Genomic DNA, 16631 nt, shown 5'->3' with positions numbered 1-16631 from the left:
GGAAAATTACCCCTTCACCGCTTTGACAATTTTCTGGGCGGCGTCCGACAGGTCGTCGGCGGCGATCACGTTCAGGCCGGATTTCGAGATGATCTCTTTGCCCAGCTCGACGTTGGTGCCTTCCAGACGGACAACCAGCGGAACCTGCAGGCCGACTTCCTTCACGGCGGCGATGATGCCTTCCGCGATGATGTCGCAGCGCATGATGCCGCCGAAGATGTTGACCAGGATGCCTTTGACGTTCGGGTCCGAGGTGATGATCTTGAACGCCTCGGTGACTTTCTCTTTCGTGGCGCCACCGCCAACGTCGAGGAAGTTCGCGGGCTCGGCACCGAACAGCTTGATGATGTCCATCGTGGCCATCGCCAGACCGGCGCCGTTGACCATGCAGCCGATTTCGCCGTCAAGCGCGATGTAGTTCAGGTCGAACTTGGACGCGGCGAGTTCCTTGGGATCTTCCTCGGTCTCGTCACGCAGCGCCAGGACATCGGCCTGACGGTAAAGCGCGTTGTTGTCGAAGCCCATCTTGGCGTCGAGGCACTTGAGGTCGCCCTTGTCGGTCACGATCAGCGGGTTGATCTCCAGCATCTCCATGTCTTTTTCGATGAACATGCGATACAGGTTGCGGATCAGCGCCACGCATTGCTTGACCTGACCACCGGTCAGACCCAGTGCGAAGGCAACGCGGCGGCCGTGGAAGTCCGAAAGTCCCGAAGCCGGATCGACGCTGAAGCTGACGATCTTTTCCGGGGTGTGGGCAGCGACTTCCTCGATGTCCATGCCGCCTTCGGTCGAGGCGACGAACGACACGCGCGAGGTCTGGCGGTCGACCAGCAGCGCAAGATACAGCTCGCGCTCGATGTCCGAACCGTCTTCGATATAGATGCGGTTGACCTGCTTGCCAGCTTCGCCGGTCTGGTGCGTGACCAGCGTGCGGCCCAGCATCTGGCGGGTCAGTTCTTCGGCTTCTTCAACCGATTTGGCCAGGCGGACGCCGCCTTTTTCGCCAGCTTCGGCTTCCTTGAAATGGCCCTTGCCGCGACCGCCGGCATGGATCTGGGCCTTGACGACCCAAAGCGGCCCGTCGAGTTCGCCGGCTGCCGTCTTGGCCTCGTCGGCCTTCATGACCACACGGCCGTCGGAAACAGGCGCGCCGTACTGACGCAGCAGCGCCTTGGCCTGGTATTCATGGATGTTCATGCTACTTCCCCGCAATTGTCGGTTGGCCGGGCTTTTTGCACATCCGGCCACCGCCCTAAAGCGATTAGGATCGCGGGGACGGTAAAAATCGCTTGTTTTGGCGATTTGTGATCACACCTGTTCTGGCTGTGATCACGAAATCATTCTGCTGTTAACGCAAGCATCTTCCCGGCGGGCGACTCTGCCCCGGGAATGGAAAAACCCCGCGGCGGGTGCCGCGGGGTTCGTTTCAGTCCGGTATCTTGCCTGTGGCGATCAGGCCAGCGAGGGGTCGATGCCCTTGCAGGCCGCGACGAGTCCCTTCACGGCGTCGACCGACTTGTCGAACATCGCCTGCTCTTCGTTGTTCAGCTTGATGTCGATGACTTTCTCGATGCCGTTCGCGCCGATCACGGTCGGGACGCCGACATAAAGACCGTTCAGACCGTAGGCACCGTTGACATAAGCCGCGCAGGGAAGGACGCGCTTCTGGTCTTTCAGATAGGCTTCCGCCATCTCGATCGCCGAGGTGGCCGGGGCGTAGAAGGCCGAACCGGTTTTCAGCAGGCCGACGATCTCGGCACCGCCATCACGGGTGCGCTGGATGATCGCGTCCAGTTTCTCTTGCGAGGTCCAGCCCATCGAGACCAGATCCGGCAGCGGGATGCCACCAACGGTCGAATAGCGGGCCAGCGGAACCATGGTGTCGCCGTGGCCGCCCAGCACGAAGGCGGTGACGTCGCGCATCGAGACGCCGAATTCCAGCGACAGGAAGTGACGGAAGCGGGCCGAGTCGAGCACGCCTGCCATGCCGACGACTTTCTCGTGCGGCAGGCCCGAGAATTCGCGCAGCGCCCAGACCATCGCGTCAAGCGGGTTGGTGATGCAGATCACGAAGGCATTCGGGGCGTGCTGCTTGATGCCTTCGCCGACCGATTTCATGACCTTGAGGTTGATGCCCAGAAGATCGTCGCGCGACATGCCCGGCTTGCGCGGCACGCCGGCGGTCACGATGCAGACATCAGCGCCCGCGATGTCGGCATAGTCATTGGCGCCTTTCATCACGGCGTCGAAGCCTTCGGACGGGCCCGACTGGGCGATGTCCAGCGCCTTGCCCTGGGGGGTGCCCTCGGCGATGTCGAACAGGACGACGTCGCCCAGTTCCTTCATCGCGGCCAGGTGCGCCAGCGTGCCACCGATCTGTCCTGCGCCGATGAGAGCGATCTTGGGACGAGCCATGGTAAACCTCCGATTTCCATGATTGGTTCGCGCGGTGGCCTAGTGCTTCGGGATGAGAATCGCAAGCCTCGGCGGTCGATTCACCCTGATTTCGCTGCGACGCGGCAGAAGAAGCGCCCGCTTTCCGCGCAGTTAGCGTTAGCAGATCCCTTGCCTTCGCATTGCAACCGCCTGCGGCATGGCCTAGTCCCGTCGGGTCATTGGCGGAGGTGGACATGGGCCTGGATATCTGGGGCTGGACTCTGGGAATCGTGGCGGCCTTCGCGGTCGGACTTGCCAAGGGGGGGCTTGCGCTGGTCGGCGTGATCTCGGTCCCGCTGATGTCCCTGGTGATGTCGCCGGTGCAGGCGGCGGGGATCCTGCTGCCGGTCTATGTCGTCTCGGATATCGGCGGGCTGATTGCCTTTCGCCGCAGTTTCGATCGCCGCGTGCTGGCGACCGTGCTGCCCGGCGCGCTGGCCGGGATCGGGCTTGGCTGGGCCACCGCGCATCTGATCGAAGAGCGCTATGTCACGCTGATCGTGGGATTCGTCGGATTGGCCTTTGCATTGAATGCGCTGGTTCGCCCCGTCCGGAACCGGCAGGCGCGCGCGCCGCAGATGGGCGCGGGGTCGTTCTGGGGCGCGCTGGCCGGTTATACCAGTTTCGTGTCGCATTCGGGCGGCCCGCCCTATCAGGTCTATGCCCAGCCCCTGCAGATGGAGCCGATGATCTTTGCCGGCACGACCACGATCTTCTTCGCGATCTGCAATGCGGTCAAATTGGTGCCCTATGCCTTCCTTGGCCAATTGTCGGCGCATAACCTGGCGGTTGCGGCCGCGCTGATGGTCCCGGCCCTGATCGGCGTGGCCTGCGGGCTGTGGATCCTGAAGCGGATGCCCTCCACGGTTTTCTACAAATTCATCACCTGGGCCCTCGGCATCGTTTCGCTGCGGCTGATCTGGACCGCCCTTTGATGCCGCAGTGCGGCGAATGAAGGCTTGCGATTCGTCTCGTTTCCATGCAGCTTCGCGCAAGAATATTTCGCGAGGCCTCATGACCCGACCTTACCGCTCAGTCCTGTACATCCCCGCCGCCAATGCCCGCGCGATGGAAAAGGCCCGGACTTTGTCCGCCGACGCCATCATCTTCGATCTTGAAGACGCGGTTTCGCCCGCGGAAAAGGAGACGGCGCGTGAGTTGCTGTCCCAGGCTTTGCTGGCCGATTACGGTGGGCGGGCGCGCATCGTGCGGATCAACGGGCTGGACACGCAATGGGGCGAAAGCGATGCCCGCGCCTTTGCACATGGGGGCGATGCGGTGCTGGTGCCCAAGGTCAGCCGGTCTGCGGATGTGGACCGCGTGGCGGATCTGGTTCCCGAGACGCCTCTTTGGGCGATGATGGAAACGGCCGAGGGAATGCTGAACGCCTCGGAAATCGCCGCCCACCCCCGGATCCACGGCATGGTCATGGGCACGAACGATCTTGCCAAGGAACTGAACGCGCGCTTTCGCGCCGATCGGTTGCCGATGATGGCGGGGCTGGGCCTGTGCATGCTGGCGGCGCGGGCCCACGGGCTGGTCATCCTCGACGGCGTCTTCAATGCCTTCAAGGATGACGCGGGCTTGCGGGCGGAATGCGAACAGGGGCGCGACATGGGTTTTGACGGCAAGACCCTGATCCATCCCGCGCAGCTTGAGATCGCCAACAGAGTCTTCGCCCCGTCCGAGGATGAGCTGGACCTCGCGCGCCGTCAGATCGCAGCCTTTGACGAGGCAAAGGGGCAGGGGCGCGGCGTCGCCGTGGTCGATGGCCGGATCGTCGAGAACCTTCATGTCGCAACCGCGCGCGACACGATCGCGCGGGCGGAAGCGATTGCCCGGCTGGGCGCTTAGGTCCAATCTGCCCGCAAATCGCATCCAGCAAGGAAAGTCAGCCAGATGTTCATCCTGATCCTCGGAGTCGCGCTGTGGTGGGGCGCACATTTCTTCAAGCGGCTTGCCCCTGCCGCGCGTGCGGGCATGGGCGACAAGGGCAGGGGGATGGTCGCGGCGGCGCTGGCTGTTTCTGTCCTGCTGATGATCCTTGGCTATCGCTCAAGCGACGGCCCCTATTGGTGGGGGGCCTCGGCGCCGCTGAAGGGTATCAACAACCTGCTGGTGCTGGCGGCCTTCTACCTGTTCGCGGCCGACGGCATGAAGACGCGGATCACCGCACGCCTGCGTCACCCGCAACTGACCGGCTTCTCGCTTTGGGCCGTGGCCCATCTGCTGGTGAATGGCGACCTGCCCAGCTTCATCCTGTTCGGCGGCCTGCTGATCTGGGCGCTGGCCGAGATGGTGACGATCAATCGCGCCCAGCCCGGCTGGGTTCCGCCCGCGGGACCGTTCCCGCCGCGCAAGGAAATCATGGCGGCCGTGGGCGCCGTCCTTGTCCTGCTGGTGGTGGGGATGATCCACCGCTGGCTGGGCTACAACCCTTTCGGAGCCTGACATGTCCAAGATCTACCGACTGCTGACCGAGGACGACACCTCGGATTTCTGCCACAAGGTCAGCCTTGCCTTGTCGAAGGGATGGGAGCTGCATGGCGCGCCCTCGATCGCCTTCGATCCGGTGCGCGGGGTCATGCGCTGCGCGCAGGCAGTCACCAAGGACATCGAGACGGCGTATCACCCCGAAATGAAGCTGGGCCAGCAATGAGCAAGACCAGCCCCGGACACTTCTTCGAGGATTACCAGGTCGGCCAGGTCATCCGTCACGCCATCCCCCGCACCATCGCCGAGGGCGAGCGCGCGCTGTACCACGCGCTTTACCCGGCACGGCACGCGCTTTACTCGTCGGATGAATTCGCTGTGGATTGCGGGCTGGACGGCAGCCCGATGGATGACCTGCTGGCCTTTCATGTCGTCTTCGGCAAGACGGTTCCCGATATCAGCCTGAATGCGATCGCCAATCTCGGCTATGCCGAGGGGCGCTGGCTTCGCCCGGTCTGGCCCGGTGACACGCTGCGCGCGGAATCCGAGGTGATCGGCCTGCGCGAGAATTCCAACGGCAAGTCCGGCATCGTCTGGGTGCGCACGCGCGGCCTGAACCAGATGGGCGATGCGGTGCTGGAATATGTCCGCTGGGCAATGGTGCGAAAGCGCGATCCGGCCGCACCCGCGCCCGAAACCGTGGTCCCGGATCTGGCCAAGGTCGTTGCCGCGCAGGATCTGGTCGTCCCCGAAGGGCTGGATTTCAGCCGCTATGACTTCGACCTGGCTGGCGAACCCCATAGGTGGGGCGACTACGAGATCGGAGAGACGATCGACCATGTCGACGGCGTGACTGTCGAAGAGGCCGAACACATGCTTGCCACGCGCCTTTGGCAGAACACTGCCAAGGTCCATTTTGACGCGACGATCCGCGAAGATGGCAAGCGCCTGATCTATGGCGGCCATGTCATCAGCATGGCGCGCGCGTTGTCCTTCAACGGACTGGCCAATGCGCAGGTCATGGTGGCGCTGAACGCTGGCGCGCATGCCAATCCCTGTCATGCGGGCGATACGATCCGGGCCTGGTCCGAGGTGCTGGACAAGGCCCCGACCGATGCGCCGGGCATTGGTGCGATCCGTTTGCGGCTGGTCGCGCACAAGGGTGCGGCGGGTGAGCTTCCCCTGCGGGACCAGGCCGGTGCCTATGCGCCCGAGGTCTTGCTGGACCTGGACTATTGGGCCCTGATCCCGCTTTAGGGCGGGGTTCACCCAAACCCGAAACGTGACGGAATCGCTTGGGAATCGCGGTTCCGCCTGACCCGCCGGAATGATACCGCAATCACCGGCATCGATGCGCGGAAGCGTGATCACAGGCCACATTTGCGTGATCACAAAGGGTGGATTTTTCCCTTATTCCCCCTTTCGTCTGGCCGCGAACCGTGACAGATGCGACAAAACGAATAGAAGCAAACCCAATTTCTCGGCCAGCCCTTGCCGCCAGCCGCCGTGCTGTGAGGGCCCCTGAACGCAGGAGAGCACATCATGGCTGACGTCAACCGGGGCAACCGGCCGCTGTCACCGCATCTGCAGGTTTACCGCCTGCCACTCGCCGCCGTCACTTCGATCATGACCCGGATCACCGGTCATGCGCTGGTTGCCGGTATTGTGCTGATCGTCTGGTGGCTTGCTGCCGCCGTCGCCTCGCCGGGCGCATTCGCCTGCGCCGACTGGGTGGTGCGGTCCTGGCTTGGCTTCATCATCCTGACCGGGTCGATGTGGGCATTGTGGTATCACCTGCTCGCCGGGATCCGGCACCTGTTCTATGACGCGGGCTACGGGCTTGAGATCGGTCAGGCCGAAAAGTCCAGCCAGGCCGTGATCGGCGGCTCGGTCGCGCTTGCGGTCTTTACCCTGATCATCTTCTTCCTGTTCTGAGGAAAGGCGGAGACATGCGTTACATCACCCCCCGCAAATCCGCCGAAGGACTGGGTTCCGCACATTCGGGCACCCTCCATCACTGGCAGATGACCGTCAGCGCCGTTGCGCTGGCAATCCTGACGCCGCTGTTCATGATCACCATCGCCCGGGCCATCGGCCTGCCGCGCGAACTGGTCCTGGCCTATTTCGCGCGCCCGCTTCCGGCGCTGATCACGGCGATGTTCGTCATCGTGGGCATGGTGCACTTCATCAAGGGCACGCGCATCATGATCGACGACTACTTCCAGGGCTGCACCCGCAAGGCCGCGATCATCATCTCCGTCATCTTCGGCTGGGCGGTCATCGCCACTGCCGTTTACGCGCTGGTCCGCATGGGCCTGGGCGCGATCGTCGTCCTTTGAGGTTCCCCATGGCAGATTACAAATACGAAACGCACGATTATGACGTCGTTGTCGTGGGCGCCGGCGGCGCCGGTCTGCGCGCGACGCTGGGCATGGCCGAACAGGGCCTGCGCACGGCCTGCGTGACCAAGGTCTTCCCGACCCGTTCGCATACCGTTGCGGCGCAGGGCGGCATCGCCGCCTCGCTGGCGAACATGGGCCCGGACAACTGGCAATGGCACATGTACGACACCGTCAAGGGGTCGGACTGGCTGGGCGACACCGACGCGATGGAATACCTTGCGCGCGAAGCCCCCAAGGCCGTTTACGAGCTTGAGCATTACGGCGTGCCCTTCTCACGCACCGAAGAAGGCAAGATCTATCAGCGCCCGTTCGGCGGCCACACCACCGAATTTGGCGAAGGCCCGCCGGTGCAGCGCACCTGCGCCGCCGCCGACCGCACCGGCCACGCCATCCTGCACACGCTTTATGGCCGGTCGCTGAAGGAAAAGGCGGAATTCTTCATCGAGTATTTCGCGCTCGACCTGATCGTCACCGACGGCAAATGCACCGGCGTCGTCTGCTGGAAGCTGGATGACGGCACGATTCACGTCTTCAACGCCAAGATGGTCGTGCTGGCCACCGGCGGCTATGGCCGCGCCTATTTCAGCGCCACCTCGGCCCATACCTGCACCGGCGACGGCGGCGGCATGGTCGCCCGCGCGGGCCTGCCGCTTCAGGACATGGAGTTCGTTCAGTTCCACCCGACCGGCATCTATGGCTCGGGCTGCCTGATCACCGAAGGCGCCCGCGGCGAAGGCGGCTACCTGACGAACTCGGAAGGCGAGCGGTTCATGGAACGCTATGCCCCGACCTACAAGGATCTGGCCAGCCGTGACGTCGTCTCGCGCTGCATCACGCTGGAGATCCGCGAAGGCCGTGGCGTGGGCGAGCACAAGGACCACATGTTCCTGAACCTGCAGCACCTCCCGCCGGAAAGCCTGGCCGAGCGTCTGCCGGGCATCTCGGAATCCGCGCGCATCTTCGCCGGTGTCGACGTGACGCGCGAGCCGATCCCGATCCTGCCGACCGTTCACTACAACATGGGCGGCATCCCCACCAACTATTGGGGCGAAGTGCTGAACCCGACCGAGGAAAACCCGGAAGCGGTCTTCCCCGGCCTGATGGCGGTGGGCGAGGCTGGCTGCGCCTCGGTCCATGGGGCGAACCGTCTTGGCTCGAACTCGCTGATCGACCTCGTGGTCTTTGGCCGCGCCGCCGCGATCCGCGCGGGCGAGGTGATCGACCGCGATACGCCGATCCCCGTCACCAACACGGAATCGGTGAACAAGGCGCTGGACCGCTTCGACCGCATCCGCAATGCGAACGGCACTGTCCCGACCGCCGAGCTGCGCCTTGAGATGCAGCGCACCATGCAGGCCGACGCCGCCGTCTTCCGCACGGACAAGACGCTGGCCGAGGGCGCCGACAAGATGAAGGTCATTGCCAGCAAGCTGAACGACCTCAAGGTCACCGATCGCAGCCTGATCTGGAACAGCGACCTGATGGAAACGCTGGAACTGACCAACCTGATGCCGAACGCGCTGGCGACGATCGTCGCCGCCGAAGCGCGCAAGGAAAGCCGCGGTGCCCATGCCCATGAGGATTGGCCCGAGCGGGATGATGCCAACTGGCGCAAGCACTCGCTTGCCTGGATCGAAGGCAACGATGTTAAACTCGGCTATCGGCCCGTTCACCTCGAACCTCTGACCACCCACGAGGAAGGCGGGATCGATCTGAAGAAAATCGCACCGAAAGCGAGGGTTTATTGATGCGTTTCCTGCTGATCATGACTGCTTCCGCGTTGGCCCTGTCGGGCTGCGTGGTCCAGAATCCCGCGGGCGTTCCCGCACCGGCCCCGACAGTCGCACCGCCGGTGGTCGTGCCCGATGCGGCCCGCTCGAAAGCGCGGGTTGTCGTCAACCGCGAGATGGCGCGCCGCCTGCCGGGCGCCAACGTCGCCCCCTATACCGACTGCGTGATGCAGAACGCGACCTCGGCCGAACTGGCCACGATCGCGGATTCGGCATCCAGCGCCAGCAGCACGGTTGCCGGGATCGTCAGCCGTCCGACGACGACGCAATGCATCGCCGGTGCCGCTGCCGCGGCCAAGGGCGCTGCCTGATGCGACCTCGCGGCGCGCTTTGCCTTCTGACCTCGGCGATGCTGGGGTTGACGGCTTGCGCGCCGGTCCCTGTCGACCAGGCCGAGCGCTCTTGCCTGACGGCGGCGCGCGACGCCAGCGGACCGCGGACCGAGGCCGGCTTCGGCGTCGGCTCCGACGGTTTCCGGGGCGGTTACTTCTCGGTCGGCGTGTCCTCGGACTACATGGCGGGGCGCGATCCGTCCGAAGTGTTCGAGGATTGCGTGCTGCGCCGTTCGGGCCAGCCGCCTTCGCGACCGCTTTACGAACAACCGGGCTGGAGGGCGTCGTGACGTCCGCTGCCCGCCCTGACAAGCCTACCGCATGACGGCGGTCTGACCACCAGGAGTTACCCAATGGTCCAACTTACCCTTCCCAAGAACAGCCGCATGCGGGTCGGCAAGACCTGGCCGAAGCCCGAGGGCAAGAATGTCCGCCGCTTCAACATCTATCGCTGGGATCCGGATACCGGGGAAAACCCGCGGATCGACACCTATTTCATCGACCTCGACAAATGCGGCCCGATGGTTCTGGACGCGCTGATCAAGATCAAGAACGAGATCGACCCGACCCTGACCTTCCGCCGCTCTTGCCGCGAGGGGATCTGCGGTTCCTGCGCGATGAACATCGACGGCGGCAACCGGCTGGCCTGCATCTTCGGCATCGACGAGGTCACCGGCAAGGACGTCAACATCTATCCGCTGCCGCATATGCCGGTGGTCAAGGACCTGATCCCGGACCTGACGCATTTCTATGCGCAGCACGCCTCGGTGAACCCCTATCTGATCACCGAGACCCCGACACCGGACAAGGAATGGCGCCAGTCGATCGAGGACCGCAAGAAGCTGGACGGTCTTTATGAATGCGTCATGTGCGCGTCCTGCTCGACCGCGTGCCCCAGCTACTGGTGGAACGGCGATCGTTACCTTGGCCCGGCCGCACTGCTGCACGCGTATCGCTGGATCATCGACTCGCGTGACGAGGCGACGGGCGAACGTCTGGATGCGCTGGAAGATCCGTTCAAGCTGTATCGTTGCCACACGATCATGAACTGCACGAACACCTGCCCCAAGGGCTTGAACCCGGCCAAGGCCATCGCTTCGATCAAGCACATGATGGTCGATCGGGTCGTCTGATCTGCCCTCAGGGCATGGCCGCTATGACGGCCCAAACCGCTTTACGCCGCGTCGCCGCACTGGAAATTGCTGCGCCGCGGCGTTATTTGTTCCGGCGGGGAGAGATTGATGTCCTTCCGATCCGGAGTTGCCCGATGAAGACCGCCGAGACCCTGCAGAACCCCGCCACCGTCGCCGTCCTGAACCGCCGCGCGGAAAAGACTGCCGCCGAAGCAATGGCCGTGCTGGAACAGATGTTTGGTTATTTCAGCTTCGAACCCCTGCCGCTGGAAAGCGCCGAGGATCGCCTCGCCGCCTGATCCGGCAGCATCCCTGGAAATGCTGGCGCGGCCGATCGGTCGCGCCTTTTGCTTTCGCCCCAGATTCTCACCAGTTCCGCGTGTCGCACGGTTGAGTGGTTCTGCGGTCAGGCGCGGCGATTACAGGTCGATCGCGACCATCACCTGGGGCTCGATGACCTTGACGCCGGGCAAGCCGGCCTTCAGCGCCTCGGCATCCTGTTCGAGCAGCGGGAAGGTCTTGTAGTGGCACGGGATCACGGTCTTGAAGTTGAAGTACTTCTTTGCTGCCCAGGCCGCACGCTTCATGTCCATGGTGAAATGCCCGCCCGCTGACAGGATCCCGATATCGGGCTGGTGGTATTCGCCCATCCACGACATGTCGGCCATGATGTCGGTATCGCCCGAGACATAGATGACGTGGCCTTCGCCGGCGATCATGTAGCCGGATTCGTGGCCGGCATAGACCGGTCCCTCATTCCCTTCGAGGGAGGAGGAATGGGCGGCGTTGACCATCGTGACCTTTGCCCCGCCCAGGTCGACGGTGCCGCCCTTGTTGAAGCCCAGGCCCTGGATACCCTGATGGGTCTGCCAGGTGCTGATCAGATCATAGATCCCGACCACCGGCACGTTCAGCTCGCGCGCGATGGACAGCGTGTCGCCGGTATGGTCGCCATGCCCGTGGGTCAGCAGGATATGCGTCGCGCCTGCGATCGCATTCTGCTTCTGATCATCGGGAAAGACGGGGTTTCCTGACAGCCATGGGTCGATCAGGATCACGGCCTGCTCGATCTCGAGGCGGAAGCCGGAATGGCCAAGCCAGGTCAGTTTCATGGAAGAGGCTCCTTTTTCGCTGCGCGCATCCTGCCAAGCCCGCTGCCGCGCGTAAAGTTCCCATGCCCGCGCTTGCCCCGACCGGGCGCGGGGGGTAAACCCTCGGCCAAGTGAAAAGGAGCCCCCATGTCGATCACAGAGGATGAAGCCCGCAAGGTCGCGCACCTGTCGCGCATCGCGGTCGATGACGCGGACCTGCCTGCGCTGGCGCAGGAATTGAACGGCATCCTGCATTTCATGGAACAGTTGAACGAAGTCGATGTCGAGGGTGTCGAGCCGATGACCGGCGTTGAACCCATGCGCCTGAAGCGGCGCGAGGATGTCGTGACCGACGGCGAGATGCAGGATCTGGTCCTGAAGAATGCGCCGGATGCGCGCGAAGGCTTCTTTGCCGTGCCGAAGGTGGTGGAATGAGCGATCTGAACAAACTGACCATCGCCGGGGCCCGCGACGCGCTGGCCAAGGGCGAAGTGACCGCGGTCGAACTGACCGATGCCTGCCTTTCGGCGATCGAAGGCTCGGGCGCACTGAACGCCTTTGTCCATCAGACGCCTGAAAAGGCGCGCGACATGGCCGTCGCAGCGGATGCGCGGATCAAGGCGGGCAATGCCGCCGCCATGACCGGGATTCCGGTGGGCGTGAAGGATCTTTTCTGCGTGCGCGGCGTGCCCAGCCAGTCGGCCAGCCGCATCCTGGAAGGTTTCTTGCCGCAATATGAATCGACCGTGACTCAGAACCTGTGGGATCAGGGCGCGGTCATGCTGGGCAAGGTGAACCAGGACGAGTTCGCGATGGGTTCGTCGACGGAAAACAGCGTCTATGGCCCGACGGTCAACCCGTGGAAACTGGGTGACGGCATCGACCGGACCGCAGGCGGATCGTCCGGCGGCTCGGCGGCGGCGGTGGCGGCCGACCTGTGCCTTGGCGCAACCGGGACCGACACCGGCGGCTCGATCCGCCAGCCTGCGGCCTTTACCGGCACCGTGGGTCTGCGCCCGACCTATGGCCGGGTCAGCCGCTGGGGCGTGATCGCCTATGCCTCGTCGCTGGATCAGGCCGGGCCGATCACCAAGACCGTGCGCGATACGGCGATCATGCTGGGGGCCATGGCCTCGGTCGATCCGAAGGATTCGACCAGCGCCGACCGCCCGGTCCCGGATTACGAGGCCGCTCTGACCGGCGATATCCGCGGCAAGAAGATCGGCATTCCCAAGGAATACCGGATCGAGGGCCTGTCGGACGAGATTGACCGGCTTTGGTCCCGCACCGCCGAGATGCTGAAGGATGCCGGCGCAGAGATCGTCGGTATCAGCCTGCCGCATGCGAAATACGCGCTGCCCGCCTATTACGTCATCGCGCCGGCCGAGGCGTCCTCGAACCTGGCGCGCTATGACGGGGTGCGCTATGGCCGTCGGGCGAAGCTGGGGCAGGGTGACGGCATCGTCGAGATGTACGAGAAGACCCGCGCCGAAGGCTTTGGCCCCGAGGTCCAGCGCCGCGTGATGGTCGGCACCTATGTCCTGTCGGCGGGTTTCTATGACGCCTATTACAACCGCGCCCGCAAGGTCCGCGCGCTGATCAAGCGCGATTTCGAACATGCCTATGCCGCTGGCATCGACGCGATCCTGGCGCCGACCACCCCCAGCGCAGCCTTTGGCCTGGGCACTGCGGACAAGAGCAACCCGGTCGAGATGTATCTGAACGACGTCTTCACGGTGACGCTTAACCTTGCCGGACTGCCGGGCATTTCGGTTCCGGTGGGCCTGGACAGCCAGGGATTGCCGCTTGGAATGCAACTGATCGGTCGTCCTTGGGACGAAGGCGGGCTGTTGAACCTTGCGCAGGCACTGGAAACTGCGGCAGGCTTTACCGGGAAACCGGCGCGCTGGTGGTAAGCGCAGAACTGGAGTGTGCGTGATGCGAGGACTCGTGACGCTGGGGTTGCTGGCCCCCGTCCTGTCGTTGATGGCCTGTGCCGAGAATACGGGCTGGAACCCGAATTACAGCGCGATCAACAACGGCTCGGGCTATTCCAAATATCTTCGGCAACGCGAGGCGGCATTGCACGGGACCGGCCCGGTCCCGCAGGCCATTCCAATTCAATTGCCCGCGCAAGCGCCATCCGTGCTCGACGTGGGTGGAACGCCGACCTCGACCGTTCCGGCCAAGGTCCAGATCGTGACGAAAGATGGCACGCGCAGTGCCATGCCGGTGACGACGAGCGGACCCTATGCCGGGACGACGCCGGTGCTGGTGCGTTATGCCTATGAGCAGAAGCAGGCTCCGGGCAGTTCGATCTACAAGCGGACGGGTGGATCGGTCGCGCAGGCGGCGCGTCTTTGCAGCACCTATCCTTCGGTCGATGCCGCGCAGCGCGGCTTCATCTCGCAGGGTGGTCCGCTGATCGACCCGAAAGGGATGGACCCGGACGGCGACGGTTTCGTCTGTGGCTGGGATCCACGGCCGGTTCGGCAGTCGAACGGGCTTTGAGCCTGTCTCCGAACCACGGCGACCGGCGCGGGCAGCGGCCCGAGCTGATCGTGCTGCATTATACCGGCATGGCCGACGGGCCTTCGGCGCGGGCACGCCTTTGCGATCCCGAAGCCGAGGTCAGCGCGCATTGGCTGATCCACGAAAATGGCCTGACCGAGGCGCTGGTCCCCGAGGATCGGCGCGCCTGGCACGCGGGCGCGGGCAGTTGGCAGGGGCGCGCCGATGTGAATTCGCGCTCGATCGGCATCGAGATCGCCAACCCCGGCGACCGTCCCTTTCCTGAACCGCAGATGGCGGCGCTGGAAAGATTGCTCGCGGCGATCATGGCGCGCTGGGAGATTCCCGCCTCGGGCATCATCGCGCATTCCGACATGGCGCCCGAACGCAAGATCGACCCCGGCCCGCATTTCGACTGGCTGAGGCTGGCCCGTCAGGGATTGGCGCTTTGGCCCGAGGCGGCGGGTGCGGACCTGCCGCTGTCCGAAAGCCTGCGGCGGATCGGCTATCCCGACAGCCCGGCAACGCTTTCGGCATTTCGATTGCGGTTCCGGCCCTGGGCCGATGGCCCGGAAGAGGCCGAGGATCGCAGGCTTGCCGCCGCGCTGGCCTATAGCCGGGCGTAAAGCCGTTCGATCCGGCGGGCCTCGTCCTCCAGCCCGAAGGGCGGGTTGATGACGAACATGCCGGACCCGACCATGCCATGTCCCGGCCTTGCGGGCGGAAATCTCACCTCGGACAGCAGCGCCTGCGGGTGATCACGGCGCAAGGCGTCGACCATCGGTTTCTGGCGGTCGTCGGTCAGGATCGGATACCAAAGCGCGATGACGCCCACGTTCCATTTCCGCGCGATCTGGGCGATGTGGCGGGGAACGGCGTCGTAATCCGCCTTTACTTCATAGCTGGGGTCGATCAGCAGCAGCCCCCGGCGTGGCGTGGGCGGGCAGATGGCCTTGGCCATCGCGAATCCGTCCTGCCGGTGCAGATGCGCAAAGCCGCCGATGCGTGACAGCGCCTCGTGCTCGGTCGGGTGCAGTTCGGCCAGATGGGCCTCGTCCTCGGGGCGCAGGAAGTACCGCGCGATCAGCGGTGATCCGGGATAGGCGTCGGGGCCATGCAGGTCGCGAACCTGATCCAGCGCCCCGCGCAAGGGGTGGTCGGCGGGCAGCCAGTCCTCGGCCAAAGCGCGGGTGATGCCGGCGCGGGCCTCGCCGGTCTTTTCGGATTCCGGGCCGGACAGGTCGTAAAGCCCGCGCCCGGCATGGGTTTCCAGATAGCTCAGCGGCTTGGGCTTGAGCGTCAGGTAATCCAGCATCCACGCAAGCAGCGCGTGCTTCTGCAGGTCGGCCAGATTCCCGGCGTGATAGGCGTGCTGATAGGACAACATCCCCTGCGAATAACCGTCTTGTCCGGAAATGAAAAGCGGCGGTGCCCAGGGAGGAGGGGGCACCGCCGCGGAACGCCGGCCCAGGGAGGAGGAGGGGCCGCGTATTGGTGCGGCAATGGCAGGGAGGAGGAGGCCATTACCGCTAGCTGACGACCCAGGGAGGAGGAGGGGTCGTCGCATTCCTTGGTCCCGACAGTGGTTTTGTGGCGGCACCCTCAGGGAGGAGGAGGAGGGTGCCGCCTGAACCGCGAAGCCCAGGGAGGAGGAGGGGCTTCGCCGTGTCGGTGGCGGCATCCCCAGGGAGGAGGAGGGGGAGCCGCCGGAACCGTGAAACCCAGGGAGGAGGAGGGGTTTCACCGTAACTGTCGGCGGCGCCCTCAGGGAGGAGGAGAGGGGCGCCGCCTGAACTGCAGGACCCAGGGAGGAGGAGGGGTCCTACGGTATCTGGTCGGCGGCGCCCTCAGGGAGGAGGAGAAGGGCGCCGCCTGAACTGCGAAGCCCAGGGAGGAGGAGGGGCTTCACGGTATTGGAGCGGCGACATCCTCAGGGAGGAGGAGAGAGGATGTCGCCTGAACCCAGACCCAAGGGAGGAGGAGTGGGTCGGGTATTCTAATTCTTACTTCGAGCCCCAGGCGGCTTCGTAAGCCACGCTGCGGATCATCGAGCGGTTGATCCCCAGGTCGGCAAGCTCGCGACCCGACAGGTCGTTCAGCTCGCGGACGGTCTGGCGGAACAGGGCCCGACGCGCAAGGTAATCGCGCAGGTCGGCAAACAGGTTCCCGAAGCGTCCTTCGCCGCGTTGGGCGGCACCTTGGTTCAGATCCAGAACAGCCATATCATTCACTCTACTTTGGCGTTTGAGCTTCGGGTCTGTTTTCCGTTTCCGGCCCGTCGCTCTGTTACGGCGAACATGCTCTTTTCGCTGCGCCTGCACAATAGCTGGGGGCGTGATGCTGCTATGCAGAAATGGAATGGCTTTTGAAAGTCCAAGGGTCAAGAGCTTCATAAACTTGGTTTTTTTGTTTTGCCTTTGGGTCAGTATCAAGGAATCCGCAATAATCCCCGGCAAGTTCTGTGAGGGATCAGGCGTTTAGTATTTCGGGGGGTGTCGGC

General features: G+C 64.2%; 21 protein-coding genes. 16 read left to right on the top strand and 5 right to left on the bottom strand.

The genetic code is table 11. From position 1 onward, the window contains the following. Positions 1-6: 6 nt before the first annotated feature. On the bottom strand, positions 7-1200 hold the full coding sequence (gene sucC / locus RM190_RS16620; RefSeq protein WP_311760586.1) for an ADP-forming succinate--CoA ligase subunit beta: 1194 nt from the start codon (positions 1198-1200) through the stop codon (positions 7-9). 255 nt (positions 1201-1455) lie between these two features. Beyond that, positions 1456-2418: a malate dehydrogenase gene (gene mdh, locus RM190_RS16615; protein WP_311760585.1), complete on the bottom strand. Its 963-nt coding sequence runs from the start codon at positions 2416-2418 to the stop codon at positions 1456-1458. Positions 2419-2633: 215 nt separating this feature from the next. On the opposite strand from mdh, the gene RM190_RS16610 reads away from it, so the two are divergent. From RM190_RS16610 to RM190_RS16555, 12 genes are all read left to right on the top strand, one after another. Continuing rightward, positions 2634-3374, top strand: coding sequence for a sulfite exporter TauE/SafE family protein (locus RM190_RS16610; RefSeq protein WP_311760584.1), 741 nt, complete (start codon positions 2634-2636; stop codon positions 3372-3374). A 79-nt stretch (positions 3375-3453) separates the two neighbouring features. Continuing rightward, positions 3454-4293 (top strand): HpcH/HpaI aldolase/citrate lyase family protein, encoded by an 840-nt coding sequence (locus RM190_RS16605; protein WP_311760583.1) that lies wholly within the window; start codon positions 3454-3456, stop codon positions 4291-4293. 45 nt (positions 4294-4338) lie between these two features. Beyond that, entirely contained in the window at positions 4339-4890 is a 552-nt protein-coding gene (locus RM190_RS16600) for an NnrU family protein (protein ID WP_311760582.1), read from the top strand. A gap of 1 nt (position 4891) precedes the next feature. Beyond that, entirely contained in the window at positions 4892-5098 is a 207-nt protein-coding gene (locus RM190_RS16595) for a DUF1737 domain-containing protein (protein WP_311760581.1), read from the top strand. Beyond that, positions 5095-6129, top strand: a complete 1035-nt coding sequence (locus tag RM190_RS16590) for a MaoC family dehydratase (protein ID WP_311760580.1) — start codon at positions 5095-5097, stop codon at positions 6127-6129. Before RM190_RS16595 ends, RM190_RS16590 begins: the two co-directional genes overlap by 4 nt. 285 nt (positions 6130-6414) lie before the next feature. Next, on the top strand, positions 6415-6807 hold the full coding sequence (sdhC, locus tag RM190_RS16585; RefSeq protein WP_311760579.1) for a succinate dehydrogenase, cytochrome b556 subunit: 393 nt from the start codon (positions 6415-6417) through the stop codon (positions 6805-6807). A gap of 14 nt (positions 6808-6821) precedes the next feature. Continuing rightward, the gene (locus RM190_RS16580) at positions 6822-7211 is read left to right on the top strand and encodes a succinate dehydrogenase, hydrophobic membrane anchor protein (RefSeq protein ID WP_311760578.1); all 390 of its coding nucleotides are present in this window, start codon (positions 6822-6824) and stop codon (positions 7209-7211) included. Between the two features lie 8 nt (positions 7212-7219). After that, the gene (gene sdhA, locus RM190_RS16575) at positions 7220-9022 is read left to right on the top strand and encodes a succinate dehydrogenase flavoprotein subunit (RefSeq protein WP_311760577.1); all 1803 of its coding nucleotides are present in this window, start codon (positions 7220-7222) and stop codon (positions 9020-9022) included. Further along, the gene (locus RM190_RS16570) at positions 9022-9375 is read left to right on the top strand and encodes a hypothetical protein (protein WP_311760576.1); all 354 of its coding nucleotides are present in this window, start codon (positions 9022-9024) and stop codon (positions 9373-9375) included. The genes sdhA and RM190_RS16570 overlap by 1 nt, the downstream gene beginning before the upstream one ends. Next, a complete protein-coding gene (locus RM190_RS16565; protein ID WP_311760575.1) occupies positions 9375-9686 on the top strand; it encodes a hypothetical protein in 312 nt (103 codons plus the stop codon). Before RM190_RS16570 ends, RM190_RS16565 begins: the two co-directional genes overlap by 1 nt. Before the next feature lie 63 nt (positions 9687-9749). Further along, complete coding sequence (locus RM190_RS16560) at positions 9750-10529, top strand: succinate dehydrogenase iron-sulfur subunit (RefSeq protein ID WP_311760574.1); 780 nt, start codon at positions 9750-9752, stop codon at positions 10527-10529. 134 nt (positions 10530-10663) lie between these two features. Then, entirely contained in the window at positions 10664-10828 is a 165-nt protein-coding gene (locus RM190_RS16555; protein ID WP_311760573.1) for a hypothetical protein, read from the top strand. A 120-nt stretch (positions 10829-10948) separates the two neighbouring features. Here the strand turns inward: RM190_RS16555 and RM190_RS16550 are convergent, their stop codons facing one another. Continuing rightward, positions 10949-11641, bottom strand: a complete 693-nt coding sequence (locus RM190_RS16550) for a metal-dependent hydrolase (RefSeq protein WP_311760572.1) — start codon at positions 11639-11641, stop codon at positions 10949-10951. Between the two features lie 126 nt (positions 11642-11767). On the opposite strand from RM190_RS16550, the gene gatC reads away from it, so the two are divergent. The 4 genes from gatC to RM190_RS16530 are packed head-to-tail and all read left to right on the top strand — an operon-like array spanning position 11768 to position 14757. Continuing rightward, positions 11768-12055 (top strand): Asp-tRNA(Asn)/Glu-tRNA(Gln) amidotransferase subunit GatC, encoded by a 288-nt coding sequence (gene gatC / locus RM190_RS16545; protein WP_311760571.1) that lies wholly within the window; start codon positions 11768-11770, stop codon positions 12053-12055. Beyond that, positions 12052-13536 carry an Asp-tRNA(Asn)/Glu-tRNA(Gln) amidotransferase subunit GatA gene (gene gatA, locus RM190_RS16540; protein ID WP_311760570.1) on the top strand — a complete coding sequence of 495 codons (1485 nt, stop codon included), beginning with the start codon at positions 12052-12054 and terminating at the stop codon, positions 13534-13536. Before gatC ends, gatA begins: the two co-directional genes overlap by 4 nt. A 22-nt stretch (positions 13537-13558) precedes the next feature. Next, the gene (locus RM190_RS16535) at positions 13559-14131 is read left to right on the top strand and encodes a hypothetical protein (RefSeq protein ID WP_311760569.1); all 573 of its coding nucleotides are present in this window, start codon (positions 13559-13561) and stop codon (positions 14129-14131) included. Continuing rightward, positions 14128-14757, top strand: coding sequence for an N-acetylmuramoyl-L-alanine amidase (locus RM190_RS16530; RefSeq protein WP_311760568.1), 630 nt, complete (start codon positions 14128-14130; stop codon positions 14755-14757). The genes RM190_RS16535 and RM190_RS16530 overlap by 4 nt, the downstream gene beginning before the upstream one ends. On the opposite strand, the gene RM190_RS16525 is transcribed toward RM190_RS16530, so the two are convergent. Both RM190_RS16525 and RM190_RS16520 read right to left on the bottom strand, forming a co-directional pair. Beyond that, on the bottom strand, positions 14742-15518 hold the full coding sequence (locus RM190_RS16525; protein WP_311760567.1) for a 23S rRNA (adenine(2030)-N(6))-methyltransferase RlmJ: 777 nt from the start codon (positions 15516-15518) through the stop codon (positions 14742-14744). The two genes, RM190_RS16530 and RM190_RS16525, sit on opposite strands and share 16 nt — an antisense overlap. Before the next feature lie 616 nt (positions 15519-16134). Continuing rightward, positions 16135-16353, bottom strand: coding sequence for a DUF1127 domain-containing protein (locus tag RM190_RS16520; protein ID WP_311760566.1), 219 nt, complete (start codon positions 16351-16353; stop codon positions 16135-16137). Positions 16354-16631: the final 278 nt, after the last annotated feature.

Origin of the sequence: Paracoccus broussonetiae, from assembly GCF_031854425.1 — a bacterium.
Taxonomy (GTDB): Bacteria; Pseudomonadota; Alphaproteobacteria; order Rhodobacterales; family Rhodobacteraceae; genus Paracoccus; species Paracoccus broussonetiae.
The sequence above is the reverse complement of the archived record's forward strand: the minus strand, read 5'-3'. Positions and strand labels throughout refer to the sequence as shown.